The organism is Coleofasciculus sp. H7-2, assembly GCF_042747725.1.
Lineage (GTDB): Bacteria > Cyanobacteriota > Cyanobacteriia > Cyanobacteriales > FACHB-T130 > FACHB-T130.
The window spans coordinates 34,925-52,516 of the sequence record NZ_JBHZGO010000006.1; the positions used below are offsets into that span (position 1 = coordinate 34,925).

General features: G+C 47.4%; 14 protein-coding genes and 1 pseudogene. 8 read left to right on the forward strand and 7 right to left on the reverse strand.

Annotation, left to right across the window (positions count from 1 at the left end; genetic code table 11):
* Positions 1-9: 9 nt before the first annotated feature.
* Positions 10-198 (forward strand): LemA family protein, encoded by a 189-nt coding sequence (locus ACFW2W_RS01440; RefSeq protein ID WP_378172338.1) that lies wholly within the window; start codon positions 10-12, stop codon positions 196-198.
* Between the two features lie 95 nt (positions 199-293).
* The gene (locus tag ACFW2W_RS01445; RefSeq protein ID WP_378172341.1) at positions 294-1,373 is read left to right on the forward strand and encodes a threonine aldolase family protein; all 1,080 of its coding nucleotides are present in this window, start codon (positions 294-296) and stop codon (positions 1,371-1,373) included.
* Between the two features lie 374 nt (positions 1,374-1,747).
* Here the strand turns inward: ACFW2W_RS01445 and ACFW2W_RS01450 are convergent, their stop codons facing one another.
* Together ACFW2W_RS01450 and ACFW2W_RS01455 are read right to left on the reverse strand one after the other, a co-directional pair.
* Entirely contained in the window at positions 1,748-2,512 is a 765-nt protein-coding gene (locus tag ACFW2W_RS01450) for a class I SAM-dependent methyltransferase (protein ID WP_378172344.1), read from the reverse strand.
* Between the two features lie 228 nt (positions 2,513-2,740).
* Complete coding sequence (locus ACFW2W_RS01455; protein ID WP_378172347.1) at positions 2,741-4,063, reverse strand: hemolysin family protein; 1,323 nt, start codon at positions 4,061-4,063, stop codon at positions 2,741-2,743.
* Positions 4,064-4,341: 278 nt separating this feature from the next.
* Between ACFW2W_RS01455 and mfd the strand changes: the two genes are divergently transcribed.
* From mfd to ACFW2W_RS01470, 3 genes and pseudogenes are all read left to right on the forward strand, one after another.
* A complete protein-coding gene (mfd, locus tag ACFW2W_RS01460) occupies positions 4,342-7,962 on the forward strand; it encodes a transcription-repair coupling factor (protein ID WP_378172349.1) in 3,621 nt (1,206 codons plus the stop codon).
* 860 nt (positions 7,963-8,822) lie between these two features.
* Entirely contained in the window at positions 8,823-9,191 is a 369-nt protein-coding gene (locus ACFW2W_RS01465) for a Mo-dependent nitrogenase C-terminal domain-containing protein (protein ID WP_378172352.1), read from the forward strand.
* Positions 9,192-9,247: 56 nt separating this feature from the next.
* Positions 9,248-9,422, forward strand: a pseudogene (locus ACFW2W_RS01470) (cupin domain-containing protein); the annotation flags it as partial.
* A 108-nt stretch (positions 9,423-9,530) separates the two neighbouring features.
* Here the strand turns inward: ACFW2W_RS01470 and cobW are convergent.
* The 3 genes from cobW to ACFW2W_RS01485 form a co-directional block, all read right to left on the reverse strand.
* Positions 9,531-10,580 (reverse strand): cobalamin biosynthesis protein CobW, encoded by a 1,050-nt coding sequence (cobW, locus tag ACFW2W_RS01475; RefSeq protein ID WP_378172355.1) that lies wholly within the window; start codon positions 10,578-10,580, stop codon positions 9,531-9,533.
* A 256-nt stretch (positions 10,581-10,836) separates the two neighbouring features.
* Positions 10,837-12,867, reverse strand: coding sequence for an ATP-binding protein (locus tag ACFW2W_RS01480; protein ID WP_378172357.1), 2,031 nt, complete (start codon positions 12,865-12,867; stop codon positions 10,837-10,839).
* A 594-nt stretch (positions 12,868-13,461) separates the two neighbouring features.
* Positions 13,462-13,605 (reverse strand): hypothetical protein, encoded by a 144-nt coding sequence (locus ACFW2W_RS01485; protein ID WP_378172360.1) that lies wholly within the window; start codon positions 13,603-13,605, stop codon positions 13,462-13,464.
* A gap of 53 nt (positions 13,606-13,658) precedes the next feature.
* On the opposite strand from ACFW2W_RS01485, the gene ACFW2W_RS01490 reads away from it, so the two are divergent.
* Both ACFW2W_RS01490 and ACFW2W_RS01495 read left to right on the forward strand, forming a co-directional pair.
* Positions 13,659-15,248, forward strand: a complete 1,590-nt coding sequence (locus ACFW2W_RS01490) for a DUF4157 domain-containing protein (protein WP_378172363.1) — start codon at positions 13,659-13,661, stop codon at positions 15,246-15,248.
* A 12-nt stretch (positions 15,249-15,260) separates the two neighbouring features.
* Positions 15,261-15,680, forward strand: a complete 420-nt coding sequence (locus tag ACFW2W_RS01495) for a hypothetical protein (RefSeq protein WP_378172366.1) — start codon at positions 15,261-15,263, stop codon at positions 15,678-15,680.
* A 107-nt stretch (positions 15,681-15,787) separates the two neighbouring features.
* Here the strand turns inward: ACFW2W_RS01495 and ACFW2W_RS01500 are convergent, their stop codons facing one another.
* Positions 15,788-16,144, reverse strand: coding sequence for a transposase (locus tag ACFW2W_RS01500; protein ID WP_378172369.1), 357 nt, complete (start codon positions 16,142-16,144; stop codon positions 15,788-15,790).
* Positions 16,145-16,365: 221 nt separating this feature from the next.
* On the opposite strand from ACFW2W_RS01500, the gene ACFW2W_RS01505 reads away from it, so the two are divergent.
* Positions 16,366-17,163 carry a DUF4058 family protein gene (locus tag ACFW2W_RS01505; RefSeq protein ID WP_378172372.1) on the forward strand — a complete coding sequence of 266 codons (798 nt, stop codon included), beginning with the start codon at positions 16,366-16,368 and terminating at the stop codon, positions 17,161-17,163.
* A gap of 147 nt (positions 17,164-17,310) precedes the next feature.
* Here ACFW2W_RS01505 and ACFW2W_RS01510 read toward each other — a convergent pair whose 3' ends face one another.
* Positions 17,311-17,586, reverse strand: a complete 276-nt coding sequence (locus ACFW2W_RS01510) for a type II toxin-antitoxin system prevent-host-death family antitoxin (protein ID WP_378172403.1) — start codon at positions 17,584-17,586, stop codon at positions 17,311-17,313.
* Between the last annotated feature and the right edge of the window lie 6 nt (positions 17,587-17,592).

Consider the following 17,592-nt stretch of genomic DNA (forward strand, 5'->3'; position numbering starts at 1 on the left):
CGGCTCTAAATGATTCTCCCCGACAACTCTTACGAAGTCAAGGAGCTGAAACGCTGCCTCACAACTCAAATAGGATTGCGATATAACCAAGTTGTTCAAAATTATAACCAGAAAGTTAAACAATTTCCTAATGTTATATTAGCCCCGATTTTTGGGTTTAAACCTCAGCCGTTTTATCCAGCTAAAACGTCAGGTTGAAGCAAATCTCACCCGCCATTCAAGTAGCAGGCTATTCCCATCTCGGCAGCGGCGATTAGCATAGAGTTGAGTATTGAGAAGCGCGAGACAAACAGATGAACTTTTGTAGCGATAATGTCACTGGAATTTCGCTGGAAATTATGGCAGCGATCGCTGCCGCTAATCAGGGTACCACCATGCCCTATGGTGATGATGAATATACCCAGCGCTTGTCAGCCCGGTTCAAGGAATTGTTTGAGACAGATGTGACAGTTTTCCCCGTGGCGACGGGTTCTGCCGCCAATGCCCTCGCCCTGTCTGTTATTACACCCCCGTTTGGGGCGATTTACTGCCATCACCAATCTCATATCAATCTCGATGAATGCGGGGCACCCGAATTTTATACCGGCGGCGCAAAGTTAGTGACACTGGATGGCGCAGATGGCAAGATTCGCGCCGCTGACTTGGCTGCTGTGCTGGCTTCATCGGGCGCTGGCGTCGTCCATCACGTACAGCCTGCTGCTGTAAGCTTGACTCAGGCAACGGAAGCCGGAACTATCTATCAGCCAGAGGAAATTTCCCAGATTGCCGAAATTGCCCATACCCACAATTTGGGTTTACACATAGATGGTGCCCGTTTTGCGAATGCGGTGGTTAGCTTGGGTTGTTCTCCAGCGGATATCACTTGGCGGGTTGGGGTTGATGTGCTATCGTTTGGAGCGACTAAAAATGGTGCAATGGCAGCAGAAGCCGTCGTCTTTTTCAATCAAGATTTTGCAAAAACTTTCGCCTATCGTCGTAAGCGCAGCGGACATTTATTTTCAAAGATGCGATTTTTATCAGCCCAGTTGGAAGCTTACATTAAAGATGATTTGTGGTTGAAAAATGCTGCTCATGCTAACCAGATGGCTAAGAAATTAGCGCACGGGCTAACAGCGCTACCAGAAGTGAAGCTGTGCTATCCGGTTGCAGTAAATGAAATCTTTATTCAGTTGCCGGAGGGAGTTATCCAAGGGCTTCTTGCCGACGGTTTCCGATTTTATCGCTGGCAGGAGGAAAATTTATCAACCGTGCGATTAGTAACGGCTTTCAACACTAAGGAAGAGGATGTCACTGCCTTTATCGAGGCGGCACGGACACACTGCAACGTGGCTTCTTCACCTCTAGTTTCTCCTGCTACTATATTGCAAAATTGAGTTGTGAGCCAGCCCTTCAGATCCCCGACTTCTTTAAGAAGTCGGGGATCTCGCCTTCATGAATCATTTAGGACTGCTATAAGTAGGTAGACATAATTAAACTCGCGCATCTGATGTAGGTTGGGTTGAGGAACGAAACCCAACATTGACAAGGGTTTGATGGGTAACGCTTACGCTCTACCCATCCTACAAATATAGGACTTACGCAACTTGCGCGACATCTGAGGGCAACCACAGGGGGATTGAACCCGAAAAAATGCTATATGTATAAGCTTTGCGTAAGTCCTGAGAGTGACAGAAGAGCGATATTGGGATCGTCACTATCCAAACAACCTTCAATTTTTAGTAGGGAGGGCAAAGTTCCTTTCCCTAGTTTATGATTTCGTTCCCCGCAGGAGAGCCGAATATTCGTGAAATGAACGCTGCGGCGCACCCAAAATGGAGAATACCGATTTTGCTTGTAAAGAAGCATTATCCAGTAATAATTCCAGTTGTTGAACTGCTTCTGGTGGCGTTTGCTGTCGTGCTGTCCAATCTACAAAATCAATCGGCAGCTGCCACTGTTGCATCGCGGTGAAGGGCATCCCAATACTTTCGCCAGCCGTCTGCCACTCGGATATCATCCAATTCCAACCATGAGAAGGATCGCGTAGTTTCTCCACCTGATTGATAAACTCTGCCAACGCAGAATCTTCCGGCGAAATAATGTCCACAACCAGAAACTTTCCCCCCGATTTTAGCACTCGAAAAACCTCATTCAACGCGGGTGCCAAACTGGGGAAGTGATGAGCGACATAGCGGCAAGTTACAATATCAAACTGCTGATTGGGAAAGGGGAGTGTTGTGGCATTGGCTTCCTGAAAATGCACGTTATTCAAGCTTCGTGCCGCTGCTTGCCGCGATGCCTCCGTTAACATTTTCTGGCTTAAGTCAATGCCAATAACTTCGCAGACATGGGGGGCGAAAGCAAACCCAGTATGTCCTCCCGCACACCCTACATCAAGTACAGTCATCTCTGATGTTGGTTCCCCTGCCTGCACCATCAGCGCCAGATCGTGCCCTTGTGCGAAAATAGGTGATGTACTGTATGCATCTGCTGCGCGGTCAAATTGCTCTCGGATTGTTTCTTCTGGCTCCATTTTTGACTTCTAAAATAGGTGTTGTCAAATTCTCTCTTCTTTTACTCTGCGCCCTGGAGCGGTTCGTTTTTCCAACCTACGGAATAATCTGGTGGAATTGGTGTTTTTAGCTCTAAGCGAACCGGATTGAGAAGCGATCGCGTTCTGTGTCATCATCAACGCACGATGCAGCCAATGTCGATAGCACGCAAAGCTTTAAAACACTCTCAAACCAGCAATTCTAGCTTTTTAATCGCCGGACGCGGAATCCGGGGAATCTGCGGAAATGGGCATCACCAGCACCTTATCAACGCGATTGCCATCCATATCCATCACTTCAAAACGCCAGCCACCCAGTTCAAAATGATCGGCAGCCGTGGGAATTTTCCCTAAATGGGTAATCATAAAGCCGCCCATTGTGTGATAGTTGCCTTTTTGCGTTCCCGGCAACTCCTCAATATCTAATATTTCCAAAAACTCTTCCACCGACAACATTCCATCCACCAACCACGAACCATCTTCGCGTTGTACGGCTGGGGGAGATGTCGTACTGTCGATTTCTACGTCACCAACAATTTCTACTAAGATGTCGTTGAGCGTAACCAATCCTTGAGTAACGCCGTATTCGTCTACAACTAGCGCCATGTGAGTGCCGGTTTGCTTAAACAATTCCAGAACTTTCAATCCCCCAGTACTTTCAGGCACAAATACCGGCTGTCGTAACGAAATTGTCAGGTCAAGCTGTTGTCCGGACAGGCAGCGCCCTAACAGGTCGGTCACTGGAATAATGCCCAAAACATTATCCAGCGCTCCCTGACAGACTGGAAATCGAGAATAGGCACTGTTCATAATCTTGTGTTGATTTTCTTCCGGGGAGTCTTCTAGGTCAAGCCAGACAATATCCAGTCGGGGTGTCATTAACGCACTCACGTGTCGGTCTCCCAGGCGAAACACTCGTTCCACCATGTCTTGTTCTGCTTCCTCAAAGGTTCCCGCCTCCGTGGCTTGCTCGATTAAGGCTGTAATATCATTTTCGGTAATTTCACCATCGGTGGACGGTCTGATGCCCAACAGCCGCATCATCATATCAGTGGAGGTACTCAATAGATAAACAACTGGCGAGGCAATGGTAGCCAACATCCGCATCGGGATAGCAACAGCGGCAGCAATCCGTTCCGGATAGTTTAAAGCCAGCCGCTTCGGTACCAGTTCGCCAATAATCAGCGTCAGATAGGTGATGATTAGAATGGCAATTGTCGATGCGATCGCGTCTTTATACGGGCTTATCCAGGAAATCGAACCTAATACAGGGGTTAGTCTTTTGGCGATGGTTCCTTCGCCGAAAGCACCGGAGATAATCGCCAGCAGAGTTATCCCCACCTGAGCAATCGCCATAAACTGATTTGGGGAATTCGCCAGTTCCAAGGCAGCGCGTGCTTTGACATCCCCTTGGTTAGCCAGCTGTTGCAGCCTCACCTTCCTTGCCGAGACGATAGCTAACTCTGACATCACAAAGATGCCATTGGCAACGATCAGTAGCAAAATAATTAGAAATTCGGTAGTAGGGGTCATTTGTAAACGTGTCAGTAGTATCGGCGGGTGCCTAAGGTGGAAGTAGGGGCGAGTTTACCCGAAGTTGGCTTTTGAAAACCAGATCACCGACGGGTTCACCCCGACATCGGAACCTGGGTTTCCCCAAAAAAGCAGTAGCTATAGAGAAAGTAGCATTTTGTGTAAAGCAGAAATCTATCGGTAGAGCAGTCTCGATTTGAACTGCCTTCTAAAATGATGGAGTAGGGAGGTATACTCCTGCCTTTTTCTCAGAACGAATTAAGCATTTCCTCCAACTGATGGCATTTTCTTCTATTATTCGTGCCTTAGGGCGATCGCCTCTGACGACAGAACTCCTGTCTAAGCTCAACCAACAACGGTATCTACAGCTCAACGGAATTCCCCGTTTGCCAAAGGGATTGGTGGCTTCTGCCCTCGCGCAAGCCCAAGGACAGAATTTGTTCGTGGTGTGTGCCACCCTGGAGGAAGTCAGCCGCTGTTGCGCTCAACTGGAAGCAATGGGTTGGCAGACGGTACATTTTTATCCGACTTCTGAAGCGTCGCCCTACGAGCCATTCGACCCCGAATCGGAGATGACTTGGGGACAGATGCAGGTATTGGCAGACTTAGTTAGGACTGAGGTGACAGGACTCAGGACTGAGGTGACAGGACTGAGGACTGAGGTGACAGGACTCAGGACTGAGGAAATCGCTCAGAAGTCAAAAGGAAATCCCACGCTCAGTCCTCAGTCCTCAGTCCTCAGTCCTCAGTCCTCAGTCCTCAGTCCTCAGTCCTCAGTCCTGAAGATGGCGGTTGTGGCGACGGAACGGGCGCTGCAACTTCATTTGCCGCCTCCTGAAGCTTTTAAGCCTTACTGCGTCACCCTGGAACGCGGACAGAGTTGGGATTTAGACGCCTTTAGCAAGAAAGTGGCAACTCTGGGATACGAACGGGTGCCTTTGGTGGAAATGGAGGGGCAGTGGAGTCGGCGCGGGGATATTATCGATGTGTTCCCGGTGGCGGCTGAGTTGCCGGTGCGTTTGGAATGGTTTGGGGATGAGCTGGATCAGATGCGGGAGTTCGATCCGGCGACGCAGCGATCGCTTGATAAGATTGAGCGGCTGGTGCTGACTCCGACTGATTTTAGTCCGATTGTTCGGGCGGCTTTGGAGGCGATGAACCGCGAAGACGCGAAGAACGCGAAGGAAGAGAGGGAAGAAGAACAAGAAAAGAGTACGCGGCGATTGTTGGGGGTAGCTTTTGAGCATCCAGCTTCTTTGTTGGATTATTTGCCGGAAAATACGCTGATTGCGATTGATGAACCGGAGCAATGTCGCGCCCATAGCGATCGCTGGGTGGAACACGCCGAAGAACAATGGGCAATTGCTAATGATAATGAACAATTACCCAAAATCCACCGCAATTTTGATGAATCTTTAGCGGCGGCGGAATGCTTTAAGCGGCTGTATTTATCTGAACTGGTTGAATCCTCAGTCCTCAATCCATCGTCAGCACTAAATTTGGCTAGTCGTCCGGTTCCGGTAACGCCGCATCAGTTTGCTAAAATTGCGGAAACTTTGCGGAAGGAGCGCGATCGCAGTTTCTCGATCTGGATCGTTTCTGCACAGCCTTCGCGTTCGGTATCGTTGCTACAAGAACACGATTGTCCGGCGCAATTTGTCCCCAATCCCCACGATTACCCGGCGATTGACAAGTTGCAAATTCAGAAGACGCCAGTGGCGGTAAAATATTCGGGGATCGCGGAACTAGAAGGATTTATTCTGCCGACTTTCCGGTTGGTGGTGGTGACAGACAGGGAGTTTTTCGGACAGCATTCTCTGACAAGTCCCAGCTATATCCGCAAGCGTCGTCGTGCGGCGTCTAAGCAAGTCGATCCCAACAAGTTGCGCCCCGGTGATTATGTGGTTCATCGAAATCACGGGGTAGGTAAGTTTCTGAGGCTGGAAAGTCTTACCGTTAATAACGAAACCCGCGAGTATTTGGTGGTGCAGTACGCGGATGGTTTGCTGCGAGTGGTGGCAGATCAGGTGGGTGCGATGTCTCGGTTTCGTGCCACTGAGGGGAAACCGCCGGAACTGAATAGAATGTCCGGGAAGGCGTGGGAATCTACTAAGAATAAAGTCCGCAAGGCGATTAAGAAGTTGGCGGTGGACTTGCTGAAGTTGTATGCTCAGCGATCGCAGCAACAAGGTTTCGTTTATCCAGCGGATTCGCCTTGGCAGGAGGAATTAGAAGATTCTTTCCCCTATCAACCGACGCCGGATCAGTTGAAGGCGGTGCAGGATGTGAAGCGGGAAATGGAAAGCGATCGCCCGATGGATCGGTTGGTGTGCGGTGATGTCGGTTTCGGCAAGACGGAAGTCGCCATCCGCGCTATATTTAAAGCGATTACCGCCGGGAAGCAAGTTGCTTTCCTCGCCCCAACAACGATTTTGACTCAGCAGCACTACCACACCCTAAAAGAGCGTTTCGCCCCTTACCCAATTGAGGTGGGTTTACTTAACCGCTTCCGCAGTGCTGAGGAACGCCGCAATATTATCAAACGACTGGCGACGGGTGAATTAGATGTCGTCGTTGGCACTCACCAACTCTTAAGTAAGGAAATTCGTTTCCGAGATTTAGGGTTGTTGGTGGTGGATGAAGAACAGCGATTTGGCGTCAACCAGAAGGAAAAAATCAAATCTCTGAGAACGCAGTTGGATGTGCTGACTCTCAGCGCCACGCCGATTCCCCGGACGCTTTATATGTCACTGTCGGGAATCCGCGAAATGAGCTTGATTACCACGCCGCCGCCGTCTCGGCGTCCGATTAAAACTCACCTGGCATCATACGATCCCGAAGCGATCCGCACGGCGATTCGTCAAGAACTCGACCGGGGGGGACAGGTGTTTTATGTAGTGCCGCGAGTCGAGGGAATTGAAGAAACTGCCACGAAGTTGCGGGAAATGGTGCCAGGAACCAGACTAGCGATCGCTCACGGTCAATTAGACGAATCTGAGTTAGAAGCAACGATGCTTGCCTTCAGCGCTGGCGAAGCGGATATCCTCGTCTGTACCACGATTATTGAATCCGGTTTAGATATCCCCAGAGTCAACACAATCTTGATTGAAGATGCCCATAAATTTGGTTTATCCCAGCTGTACCAATTGCGCGGACGGGTGGGACGTGCTGGCATCCAAGCTCACGCATGGCTATTTTATCCCAAGCAAAGGGCGCTCTCAGATGCCGCACGGCAACGGTTGCGAGCCATTCAGGAATTCACTCAGTTGGGTTCTGGCTATCAACTTGCCATGCGCGATATGGAAATCAGGGGCGTCGGTAATTTATTGGGTGCGGAACAATCGGGACAGATGAATGCTATTGGTTTCGACCTTTATATGGAAATGTTGGAAGAAGCGATTCGGGAAATTCGCGGACAGGAAATTCCCCAAGTTGACGATACGCAGATTGACTTGCAGCTGACGGCGTTTATCCCTGCTGACTACATCACCGATTTGGATCAAAAGATGAGCGCTTACCGTGCAGTGGCGGCGGCGAATTCTAAGGAAGAATTAGTGAATATTGCCGCAGAATGGAGCGATCGCTACGGGAGTATCCCCAAATCTGCAACTCAGTTGCTGCGGGTAATGGAACTGAAACAACTGGCGAAAAAACTCGGCTTCAGCCGGATCAAACCAGAAAGCAAACAACACGTTATCCTAGAGACACCGATGGAGGAACCCGCCTGGAACTTGCTCAAAGACAATCTGCCACAACATCTGAAAACTCGCTTTGTCTACACCCCTGGTAAAGTCACCGTTCGCGGTTTGGGCGTCTTGCCTGCCGATCAGCAGACGGAACATCTGATTACTTGGTTGGGTAAAATGCAAGGGGCACTCCCAGAACCGGCACTCGTCTAATTTAGCTATCAGTTTCCAGGGTTGAAGGATTGAAGGTTGTATACCAAAGGATAGGGCAAGTAGTGGCGTGACACAGAAGAATGTAAGTGCATTACGTAGGGAATGGTTGAGGCACGAAACCCAACTTTCTCTCTAGAGGGTGTTGGGTTTCGTGCCTCAACCCAACTACCAAATATTCACTATTTTAAGTGTGCCACGCCAGTAGGTAGCGTTAAAACTTCTTCCTTTCCCTCTGCAAACTTTTTGTTACTTTTGCTACCAATCCTCTATCAATCTCAGGAAAGATAATGAACGAATTGCACTCAAGAAAATTACCCCGTTGGATACTTTCGCCTTGACTGAATACTTAGTTTTAATGTAATTAATCAATGCAGTATCGCCAAGCTAAAAACTAACTCCTGAAAGACTATCCAAATCTCGGATGTGTAGGCTATGTAGGCTGGGTTGAGTTCGCGAAACCCAGCACTGATGCAGTCGGTTGGGTAACGCGATCGCTCTACCCAACCTACAATTTTTAAAGGATTTCAGGAGTTTTGGATAGTCTTGCCGCAACTAACTCTCTTAGGTCAGAATTTTCGGAACATTTGTTTAACTTATCTAATTCTGTTCCTCTAGATTTGGCTTGGCGTTGCGTTTCACGATTGCAACCAGTCGAGAAATAAACTCAATTCAGTCTCTAAGTCAATGCCAGCTTAGGTAGTTTGACGTGCCATTTGTTTAATTGCTGGTTATTTCATCAAATCTTTAAAAATCCTGATAGAATTTGTTCGTAGTTTTATGAAACATTTCTTTAGGGTTTGTATCTTGGAAATAAGGATGAGCAAATACTCAAGCAACTGGAAAACACAAGGGTGAACCTAATGAGTATGATCTGCACAGACAAACAGCCGAATACCCTACAAAGTATTGCCCTCGCTTCGGCAGAGAGCGTACAAGCAGCTAAAGTCGTTCGCTTGCCCAAAAAGCCGCAATTCGATGTACTGCGCCCACTCCGTCAATGGCTGGACGGAATTGAGATTTCTGACCGAAAGCGGGCTGAGTTTCTCGCCAAGGCGATTCCAGCACAGTGCCCCTTTGAGCGCGATATCAAGCTATTTGGTCACAAAGTAGGACATATTCCTCCGTTGTGCAAGCTGAATCCGTTTTACGACCAACTGGTAGGCTTGCGTTTTCGGGCGCTTTGTTATCTAGTCGATCAATGTGGTGTGGATATCCAGTCCTACATCTAGAAAAAACTAGAGCAATTTGTGCTAAGGCAAGCATACGCTCATCAGGCGATCGCCAGATGGAAGTAAAGGTTGAGCATCAACCCAGTCAATCGCACCTCAACCAGTTGGGCGTCTTTGCTAGGTCCATTTGGATGAAAGAAGTTTCCGAATTTTCCTGGACTTATGACAATCCGGAAACTTGCTAGTTTTTAGAAGGGGATCGCTGTAACGCCGGAAGATCGACAGCCAGTGTAGAGGGCAAAAGGCGACTTAGTAACGTTTCCCGCCAGGATGCTTTGCACTTGCAAGATTTAGAGCAACGTTTGAAAGCATTATTCAGTTTGGATAATTTGAGAGATTTCAGCCAGGTAACGCTGCCAACTGCGACTCAATTTCATCGGGATTGAGCTTCTGACCAATAAAGACTAACTGAGTTTGCCTGGTTTCCTCTGGTTGCCAGGGACGGTCATAAAATTGATCGAATCGCGTTCCCACTCCTTGCAATACCAGCCGCATCGCTTTGTTGGGAACTGCCACAAATCCTTTGATTCGGTAGATTTCCTGTTGTTGCACCAACGCTTCCAACTGTTTTTGCAGCTTCTGGGGATCGAAAGTACGGTTTAAAGTCACCTGAGTTGAGGTAATTTCTTCGTCGTGATCGTGGTCTTCTTCAGTGTCGTGATGACTAGGACGATCGTCTAAGTTGTCTTCTACGGCACTCTGGAAGCCCAGGAGAACCTCCGGATCTAATTTTCCGCGATCGCTAGCTACCATCTTGACAGCACGAGACAGTTCTCGTTCAATCAAATTCACTACCTCAGCCTGCTGCGTAGCATTCACCAGATCGGTTTTATTCAACACCACCAAATCGGCACACGCCAGCTGATCTTCAAAAAGTTCTTGCAATGGCGTTTCGTGTTCCAGATTGGGATCTTCCTGGCGCTGTGCGTCCACGGCTTCGGGATCGCTAGCAAATCTCCCCGCCGCCACCGCTTCGCAATCCACCACTGTAATGACAGCATCCACCGTCGCTGCATTGCGAATTTCAGGCCAGCGAAATGCCTTCACCAGCGGCTTCGGTAACGCCAATCCCGATGTTTCAACTAAAATGCAGTCCAGGCTATCTCTGCGCTTCAGCAGTTCTAGCATCGTCGGCAAAAATTCTTCCTGAACCGTACAGCACAAGCAACCATTGGTCAATTCAACAATATTGCTGGTGCTGTCGGCGTCTTCTTCTGGACAGTAGCCGCAAGAACGCAGCAATTCGCCATCAATCCCCAGTTCGCCAAATTCGTTGACTAAAACGGCGATGCGGCGTCCTTGATTGTTCTGTAGCAGGTGGCGGATTAGAGTTGTTTTACCACTCCCTAAGAAGCCGGTAATCACAGTGACGGGAATTTTTGTAGCCATTGTTGGAAAAGTGTTGAGTTTTGAATTAATAATTCAGTACCAAGGCGGCGAGGGCGGATCTTTAGTAATTATTTACGAGTGCCTTGTATACACGATTGACTATTCTAGGCTGAAAGCTGAAATTTAGCTCGATTGCGCGATCGCTCCAGTTCTTCAGGACTTACGCAAAGCTTATACATATAGAGTTTTTTCGGGTTCAATCCCCAGGGGGATTGCGGTGGCAGATGTGGTGATATTTGCGTAAGTCCTGTCTATATTAGATCCAGCCTTTTATCTCAGCATCAGTAAGCGATCGCTCCAACTTTAAATATTCGCTTTTAGCCGCTTGCAGAATATGTTTCATCATCACCGCTTCTCCCGCATCAGCAGCTAGAAAAGCAGCATTCAACGCAATATTACGAATATTTCCTCCCGCTACATTCAACCTGCCCAACTTTTCTGCATCTAAACCCTCTGTAGGAGTTTGACTGGGAAAAATACGCATCCATATCTCAGATCTGCCTTTAGCATCCGGAAAGGGAAAGGGAACCACAAACCTGATACGGCGCAGAAAGGCTTGATCTAGAGAACCTTTAAGATTAGTCGTCAGAATAGCCAAGCCCTGGTATGATTCCATGCGCTGGAGTAGATAGCTGACTTCGACATTAGCATGGCGATCGTGGCTATCTTTAACCTCAGTGCGCTTGCCAAACAAAGCATCCGCTTCGTCAAATAGCAAAATTGCGCCCCCAGTTTCTGCCGCATCAAATATCCGCCGCAGGTTCTTTTCTGTCTCGCCAATATATTTACTAACGACAGCACTCAAGTCAATACGATAAAGGTCAAGACGCAATGACTGCGCCATTACCTCTGCTGCCATAGTTTTACCCGTACCAGAAGCACCAGAAAATAGGGCACTGATGCCTAAACCCCGACCTCCTTTACCAGCAAACCCCCAGCCTTCGTAAACCTTAGCGCGTTGTCGGACATGAGCGCTAATATCCCTAATCGTCTGGCGTTGTTGTTCGGGCAATACCAAATCTTCCCAGCTAGCTGTTGATTCAATCCGTTGAGCCAAATCATCTAAGCGCGGGCGTGCCATTGCGCGACAAATATCCCACAACTGATTTTGGATTTTGGATTTTGGATTTTGGATTGGAGATTCAGAATTCTCCACCTCTTCCCCTCTGTCCAGTTCTCCCTTAGCTTTCAAACAGGCGGCTACGATTGTGGGAGTGCTGAGGTTAAACTGAGACGCTAACGCCTCTACTTGCCCATTCAGTTCAGCCGCAGCAGTGCCTAAGTAAGAGTTCCAGATAGCTAGTTGTTCGCTGTGAGTCAGATGGGGGACATCAAAAGTGATGAGGGGGCGTTGGCGTGGATGCTGTCGTTCCTGGCTACTGACAATTAAGGGGCTGTTAAGGTTCTCAATGAACTGGGAGACGGCAAACTCTCGCAATGTATCAGCCTGATTCACTTCATCGCAGTTGAGAAAGAGGGCGCTGTTGGTCAAGAGGGCTTCGCGAAACCAGCGCTGTATTAAGTGATGGAGTTCGTGGGGGTTGGTAGGAAGGACAGACGCTTCCATCACGTTCAGGTTAAACCCTACACGAGTACAGGCATCTACGGCAATAGAGTATTTGGCGCTCACTTCTGAGCCACACAGTTGCACGATCGGAAAGCTGGATGTACCGCTGACATCAGACCAAGTACCGATTAGCTGTTGTGCCAGCTTTTGGTGTGAGGGTGGGAGAGGTAGGTTGCGATCGCTCTCGAATGGGATGGGCTTGACAATGCCTGTTAGTTGGTCGTCTAGGCAAGGTTCATCTAGGAGATAGCACAGGATACGTTTGTTAATTTGGATGGGAGATTGAGTTAGCGTCTGCGAGGTGCCGATTTCAATTAGCCCCCAGCGTTGTAAGGGGCTTTGGGATGCTAGGACGCTCCAATGGCTGTTAGGTAAGATTGATAATGCCAAGCTAAAGGTAGGGTAATTTAGTTCTCGGATTCCTTGGGCATCCGCACACAGAAATTTAAAGTTCGGGTCTAATTCCATGCCAACGCACAACAGCAGGATGTCGCGCTCAAAGGGGGACAGGCTGAAGATGGTACATAAATTCTCTAAGGCTGAGGGGATGCTTTGGTCAACAACTGTTTCTGGGGCTAATTGTCTGTCTAATTCTGCTTGGGCTGACTGTTGTTGTAAACGAGAAATATGATTTTCTAATCGCTGACGAACTCTATCTACTGATGCCAGCAAATCTTGAAAATTAGTTTGATATCTATTGGAGAGTGCTGAGGTATTCATATTTCTTTACTTTGGCAGCTCAACGGTGAATCTAAAGTTTTTATAGCGACAATATTAAGCCATATTTAAATATTTATTTAAACTGAACTGCATAATCTATAATATTTTCATAAATTATCAATTAATCTCTAACGCGAGGAAAGTTGGGGAAGAATATGTATACAAATACACAAAAGAAAAGTTCTTCGTTCAGTCCTATTTCTACTCAGAAAAAAAATAATGGTTCTGATGGTTCGCACTCTTTTTCTGTCCAGCCTCAACAGGAGATAAATTCCTCTTCAGAGCAAGAAAGACCAAGTTATTCAAGGAATGCGGCGGACACGCTAATCGCCAATGTGATGCCGTCTATGGAAAGTAAGGAGCAGGGGGAGGAGGCGGCAGGACAAAAGGATCAAGGGGCGATATCGGTAGCAGAGGTGGTGATGCGGATGCCCTCGTTGCCGATTGCGCCAGCAGGGTCAGTTGCCCAGCCCTTGGGGGATATGGGGATTCAACGGCAATGCTCGGAGTGCCAGCAGCAAGAGCAAGAGCAGGGGTTGGAAGAAGGAAAAGACTCGGATGAGATGTCGTTGAGGGCGCTCGTCCAAACGAAGCTTACCGTTGGAGCGCCAGGGGATAAGTACGAGCAGGAAGCTGACCGGATGGCGGCGCAGGTAATGAGGATGTCCGTCCCTGCGGCTCCTTCGCCTCAAGTGCAGCGGTTTGGGGAAGAGGGCAACCCAGTTCAGATGTCGTCATTGATACGGTCAATTACGCCTATCGTGCAGAGGCGAGTGGATGAGCAGGTGCAAATGCGATCGCTCGTACAACGAGCATTTCAAGCGGGTGGGAGTGAAGCGTCTGGGGATTTAGAAGGTCGTTTGAATGCATCTAAGGGTGGGGGTTCGGCTTTAGCACCGGAAGTGCGATCGTTTATGGAGCCGCGCTTTGGTGCTGATTTTAGCTCGGTGCGGGTGCATACGGGTGGTGAAGCGGTGCAGATGAATCGGGAATTGGGTGCTCAGGCGTTTGCTCATGGGAGTGATGTTTATTTTGGGGAAGGGAAGTCGCCAGGGAATAATGAGTTGACGGCGCATGAGTTGACTCATGTGGTGCAGCAGACGGGGAGCTTACAGCGAAAATGCCCTGCCTGCCAAGAAGAAGATAGTCAGATAATGCGAAAAGGAACTGCGGATGACTCAATCAATACTTCACTAGCCAGCAATTCTGCTCCAACAACTGAGTCTATTCTCCAAATGCAAGGATTAGGAATTCGAGGGCAAGGTGCTCAACGTGAAGAAGATAGTAGTAAAAAGGATAACAGTTCTGCACAGCTTTCTATTCAAACAATATCTGAACAGAAAGTAATGAGAAGTCTTGCGTTTGATAGTACAGTCCAGATCTGCCGTAGAGTATTAACAACTAGAAAAGTTCAGGTTTCTCAAGGCGGGTTAAGGGTCGTTCTTGCTTTAAAGCCACTGAAGACAGAAACTCCTAATTGTCAAAATCATGACTTTGGAATCACATTGACTAAATCTGTAGATTTGTGGTTCGACAATGAAATTGCAACTTGCACAGCCAATACGGTGGGAACAAAGTCATTTTCATTTAGCAGTCTTCCCTCAGGAACTTATTATTTGACGATTTCGCGTACTTTTGATCACCCGTATTGTTGTATTGAAGGTGATATTTTTGTTTTTGATGAACCTATAAGCGGAGACTCTTCTAGTTGCGTACGTGATAAAGATCCTTCCGCTATGGATATAGTTCATGGAGCATTGGACATTGCTGGATTTATACCAGTTTTAGGCGCTATTCCTGATGGTGTCAATGCTGCTATCTATGTTGCAGAAGGTGATTGGACGAATGCAGGAATAAGTGCATTCGCCATGATTCCTGCAATTGGAGATGGAGCAAAGGCAGGAGTCATGGCAGGTAAAGCTGTCGTCAAAGTGTCTGAAAAAACGGCGCTTAAATTAGGAGAAGAGGGTTTAGCAAAAGCCTTTAAAGAAGCGAAAGCTGTGAGTAAAGCTGAAGAAGCAGTGAAAGCTGCATCAAAATTAGAAAAAGAGGCGGCTGAAAAGGCTGCAAAAGAGGCTGCTGAAAAAGCGATACAGGCGAAAATTAAAAAATGCTTGGAAATTTATGCGGCTAAGGAAGCATTAGGCACCTGCAAGGGTTGTAAGGGAACCGATACCCCCGCAGAACGTGCTGCGAAGATAGCTTGTATTACAGCTGAAATTGGTTTCAGAGAAGCTTACTTGAAAGAAGGCTGCGATGATGTTTTACTAGAAAGCATCGCTCGAAAGAAAAGAGGTGACGATCCTGAAGGAAAGCACAAGAAGGCATTAGCTGAGAAAATACTAAGTTTAGCTAGATGTGGCACCTTACCTACTAAATGAGAAAGTCATATTATGGAACTACCGACTAAAGATGAGATTAATGTTTACAACTCTCTAGATGAGATCACAGCATGTAAACATTTCCTCAACAAGACTTTGGAAGAGGTTGAAGTCTTATTTCGTGAAAGCAGTTTAGCTTATGGGCAAGATCTAGTATGGATGGGACCTAGAGCTTTTGATTTCTATCTCCAGGCTGTGATCAACTATTTACAAAGCGACTATTCTGCTGATGATAACGATATCGTCAATTGCTTATGTTCAGTTATAGAATATAGGTTGCAGGAAGAAGGGTTTTCATTGGTTCGTGATAAGGTTAATACGATAATTGATTATGTGATAGCCAATTACGATAAATTTGAAGTTGATACCAATATATATGGTGATTTACTAGAGAAATATAAACAACTTTATAATAAGTTGAAAACTGTATAACGAGCGCCGATCTTATAAGGCGTGCTACTTCATTAACGATCAACTTCATTGATTAAAAGAAGAAGTGCGATCGCTGATATTGTAGGGTGCGTCGCGACGCACCCTACTTATTCGCCAGCGCCCCAACTTGGTGGTTCAACGCTTGTACCGTTTATTCCCCAATCTGGCGCATATACTTCTGCTGCAATCAATCGATACAGACTATAAAACTGCCAGTGTTGAGGAACCTGACATAACCCATGCGCTACAGAATTGTAGTGAATATAGTCGCAATGTCGGGTAAAGTCCTCTTCATCACGGATCAAATGCTCCCAAAACCGCCGTTGCCAGAGATTCCTTTCCCCTCGTTTTTGTCGAGAGGCACAAACAGCTAAAGGGAGAGCAAGCTGATTACCGCATTGCTTGATAACAAAGCCTTTGATTAAACGCAATCGTGCGATCGCCCGTAGATTGGGTTGAGGCAACGTTACCCAACATTTGCATGGGTTATGCGATCGCTATCCCATCCTACAACTCAAGCTCATATCTAAGGCGATCGCTTATTTTGCTCAAATGGTGGAGTGCAATCGCCGATCTTGTAGTGCGATCGCTCCTCTCCCGTAGGATGCGTTCCTTTATATGTGCAAAACAGCCCATCTCGATAAATCAGCTACGATCAATAAAATAGTGTTTCTGCGATCGCACTATGTCTTCCCCCTTTCCTGGGATGAATCCATACCTTGAAGCACCCCAACTATGGTCAGAGTTACATAGTAGGCTAATTGTCGCGATCGCAGATGCCCTCAATCCCCAAATCCTACCTAAATACAGGGCGGCGGTTGAACGCCGCATCTATGAAATCAGCGATGGGGAGTCTGTCTTAGTTGGAATTCCCGATGTCAGCGTCACTCAGGGAATAAGTCGCCCCAGCCAAGACGAAATCTCAAACAACATAGGAACGCTGATACCGCAGCCCACTATTGTTACGTTACCAATGCCCGAAGAGGTTCGCGAAAGTTACCTCGAAATCCGCGAAATTGAAACCGGGTTAGTTGTCACCGTCATCGAACTCCTCTCACCCAAAAACAAGAAAGCCGGTCCAGGACGCATCGCCTACGAAACCAAGCGCCAACAAGTTCTACGCAGCCTTGCTCATCTCGTGGAAATTGACTTACTCCGTGCTGGTACGCCTATGCCCATGCTGGGACAATCTGCACCATCTCTTTATCGTATCCTGATAAGTCTTGCTCACCAGCGTCCTCGTGCTAACTTATATTCTTTATCCTTACAAACTCCAATTCCTATGTTTAAAGTTCCTCTTCGTAGAGGAGAGAGTGAACCCACACTAGATTTACAATGTTTAATTCACGAGGTATACGATCGCGCTGGCTTTGCCTTTGTCATTGACTACAATCGTATGCTTTCACCGCGTCTTACTCAAGCCGATCAAACCTGGTTGACCGAACATCTGCAATCTCAGGGTTTAATAAACTCCTGTGATTAGGCTGAATACTCAAATAGCGTCAAAATAGCTATGGTCAGAACATTAACCCGTTGGACTGTCAAAGATTACCATCACATGATTGAAAGTGGTCTCTTGGCAGATCGGCAGGTTGAACTGATCGACGGACCATCAAGCTTTGCCATGCACTCAGCCGTTACCATCCAGCATAGCTAAATGCTTGAGTTCTGCTATAAAAGTCTCTGAACCAACCATCCGCGAGGTTGAGAGGGCAACTTGGGCTTGCTGACCGAACACTAAATCCTCCAACTGAGCTAGTCGGTTGATTAGTTGCTCATAGTTTTCGACCGACATAATTACGTAACTTGGTTGTGATTCTGTTGTGAGCAAAATTGGTTCAACAGCAGCTTGGCTTAAAACTTCACTGCGGGTATTTTGAATTTCAGTAACATAAAAATGCCGCATTTTTGA

Coding starts and splice junctions, on each gene's coding strand:
- ACFW2W_RS01465 (WP_378172352.1), top strand. CDS start 8,823: ATGAGTATGATCTGCACAGACAAACAGCCGAATACCCTACAAAGTATT.
- mfd (WP_378172349.1), top strand. CDS start 4,342: ATGGCATTTTCTTCTATTATTCGTGCCTTAGGGCGATCGCCTCTGACG.
- ACFW2W_RS01510 (WP_378172403.1), bottom strand. CDS start 17,586: ATGCGGCATTTTTATGTTACTGAAATTCAAAATACCCGCAGTGAAGTT.
- ACFW2W_RS01495 (WP_378172366.1), top strand. CDS start 15,261: ATGGAACTACCGACTAAAGATGAGATTAATGTTTACAACTCTCTAGAT.
- ACFW2W_RS01445 (WP_378172341.1), top strand. CDS start 294: ATGAACTTTTGTAGCGATAATGTCACTGGAATTTCGCTGGAAATTATG.
- ACFW2W_RS01440 (WP_378172338.1), top strand. CDS start 10: ATGATTCTCCCCGACAACTCTTACGAAGTCAAGGAGCTGAAACGCTGC.
- ACFW2W_RS01485 (WP_378172360.1), bottom strand. CDS start 13,605: ATGACGACATCTGAACTGGGTTGCCCTCTTCCCCAAACCGCTGCACTT.
- ACFW2W_RS01490 (WP_378172363.1), top strand. CDS start 13,659: ATGCGATCGCTCGTACAACGAGCATTTCAAGCGGGTGGGAGTGAAGCG.
- ACFW2W_RS01450 (WP_378172344.1), bottom strand. CDS start 2,512: ATGGAGCCAGAAGAAACAATCCGAGAGCAATTTGACCGCGCAGCAGAT.
- cobW (WP_378172355.1), bottom strand. CDS start 10,580: ATGGCTACAAAAATTCCCGTCACTGTGATTACCGGCTTCTTAGGGAGT.
- ACFW2W_RS01455 (WP_378172347.1), bottom strand. CDS start 4,063: ATGACCCCTACTACCGAATTTCTAATTATTTTGCTACTGATCGTTGCC.
- ACFW2W_RS01480 (WP_378172357.1), bottom strand. CDS start 12,867: ATGAATACCTCAGCACTCTCCAATAGATATCAAACTAATTTTCAAGAT.
- ACFW2W_RS01505 (WP_378172372.1), top strand. CDS start 16,366: ATGTCTTCCCCCTTTCCTGGGATGAATCCATACCTTGAAGCACCCCAA.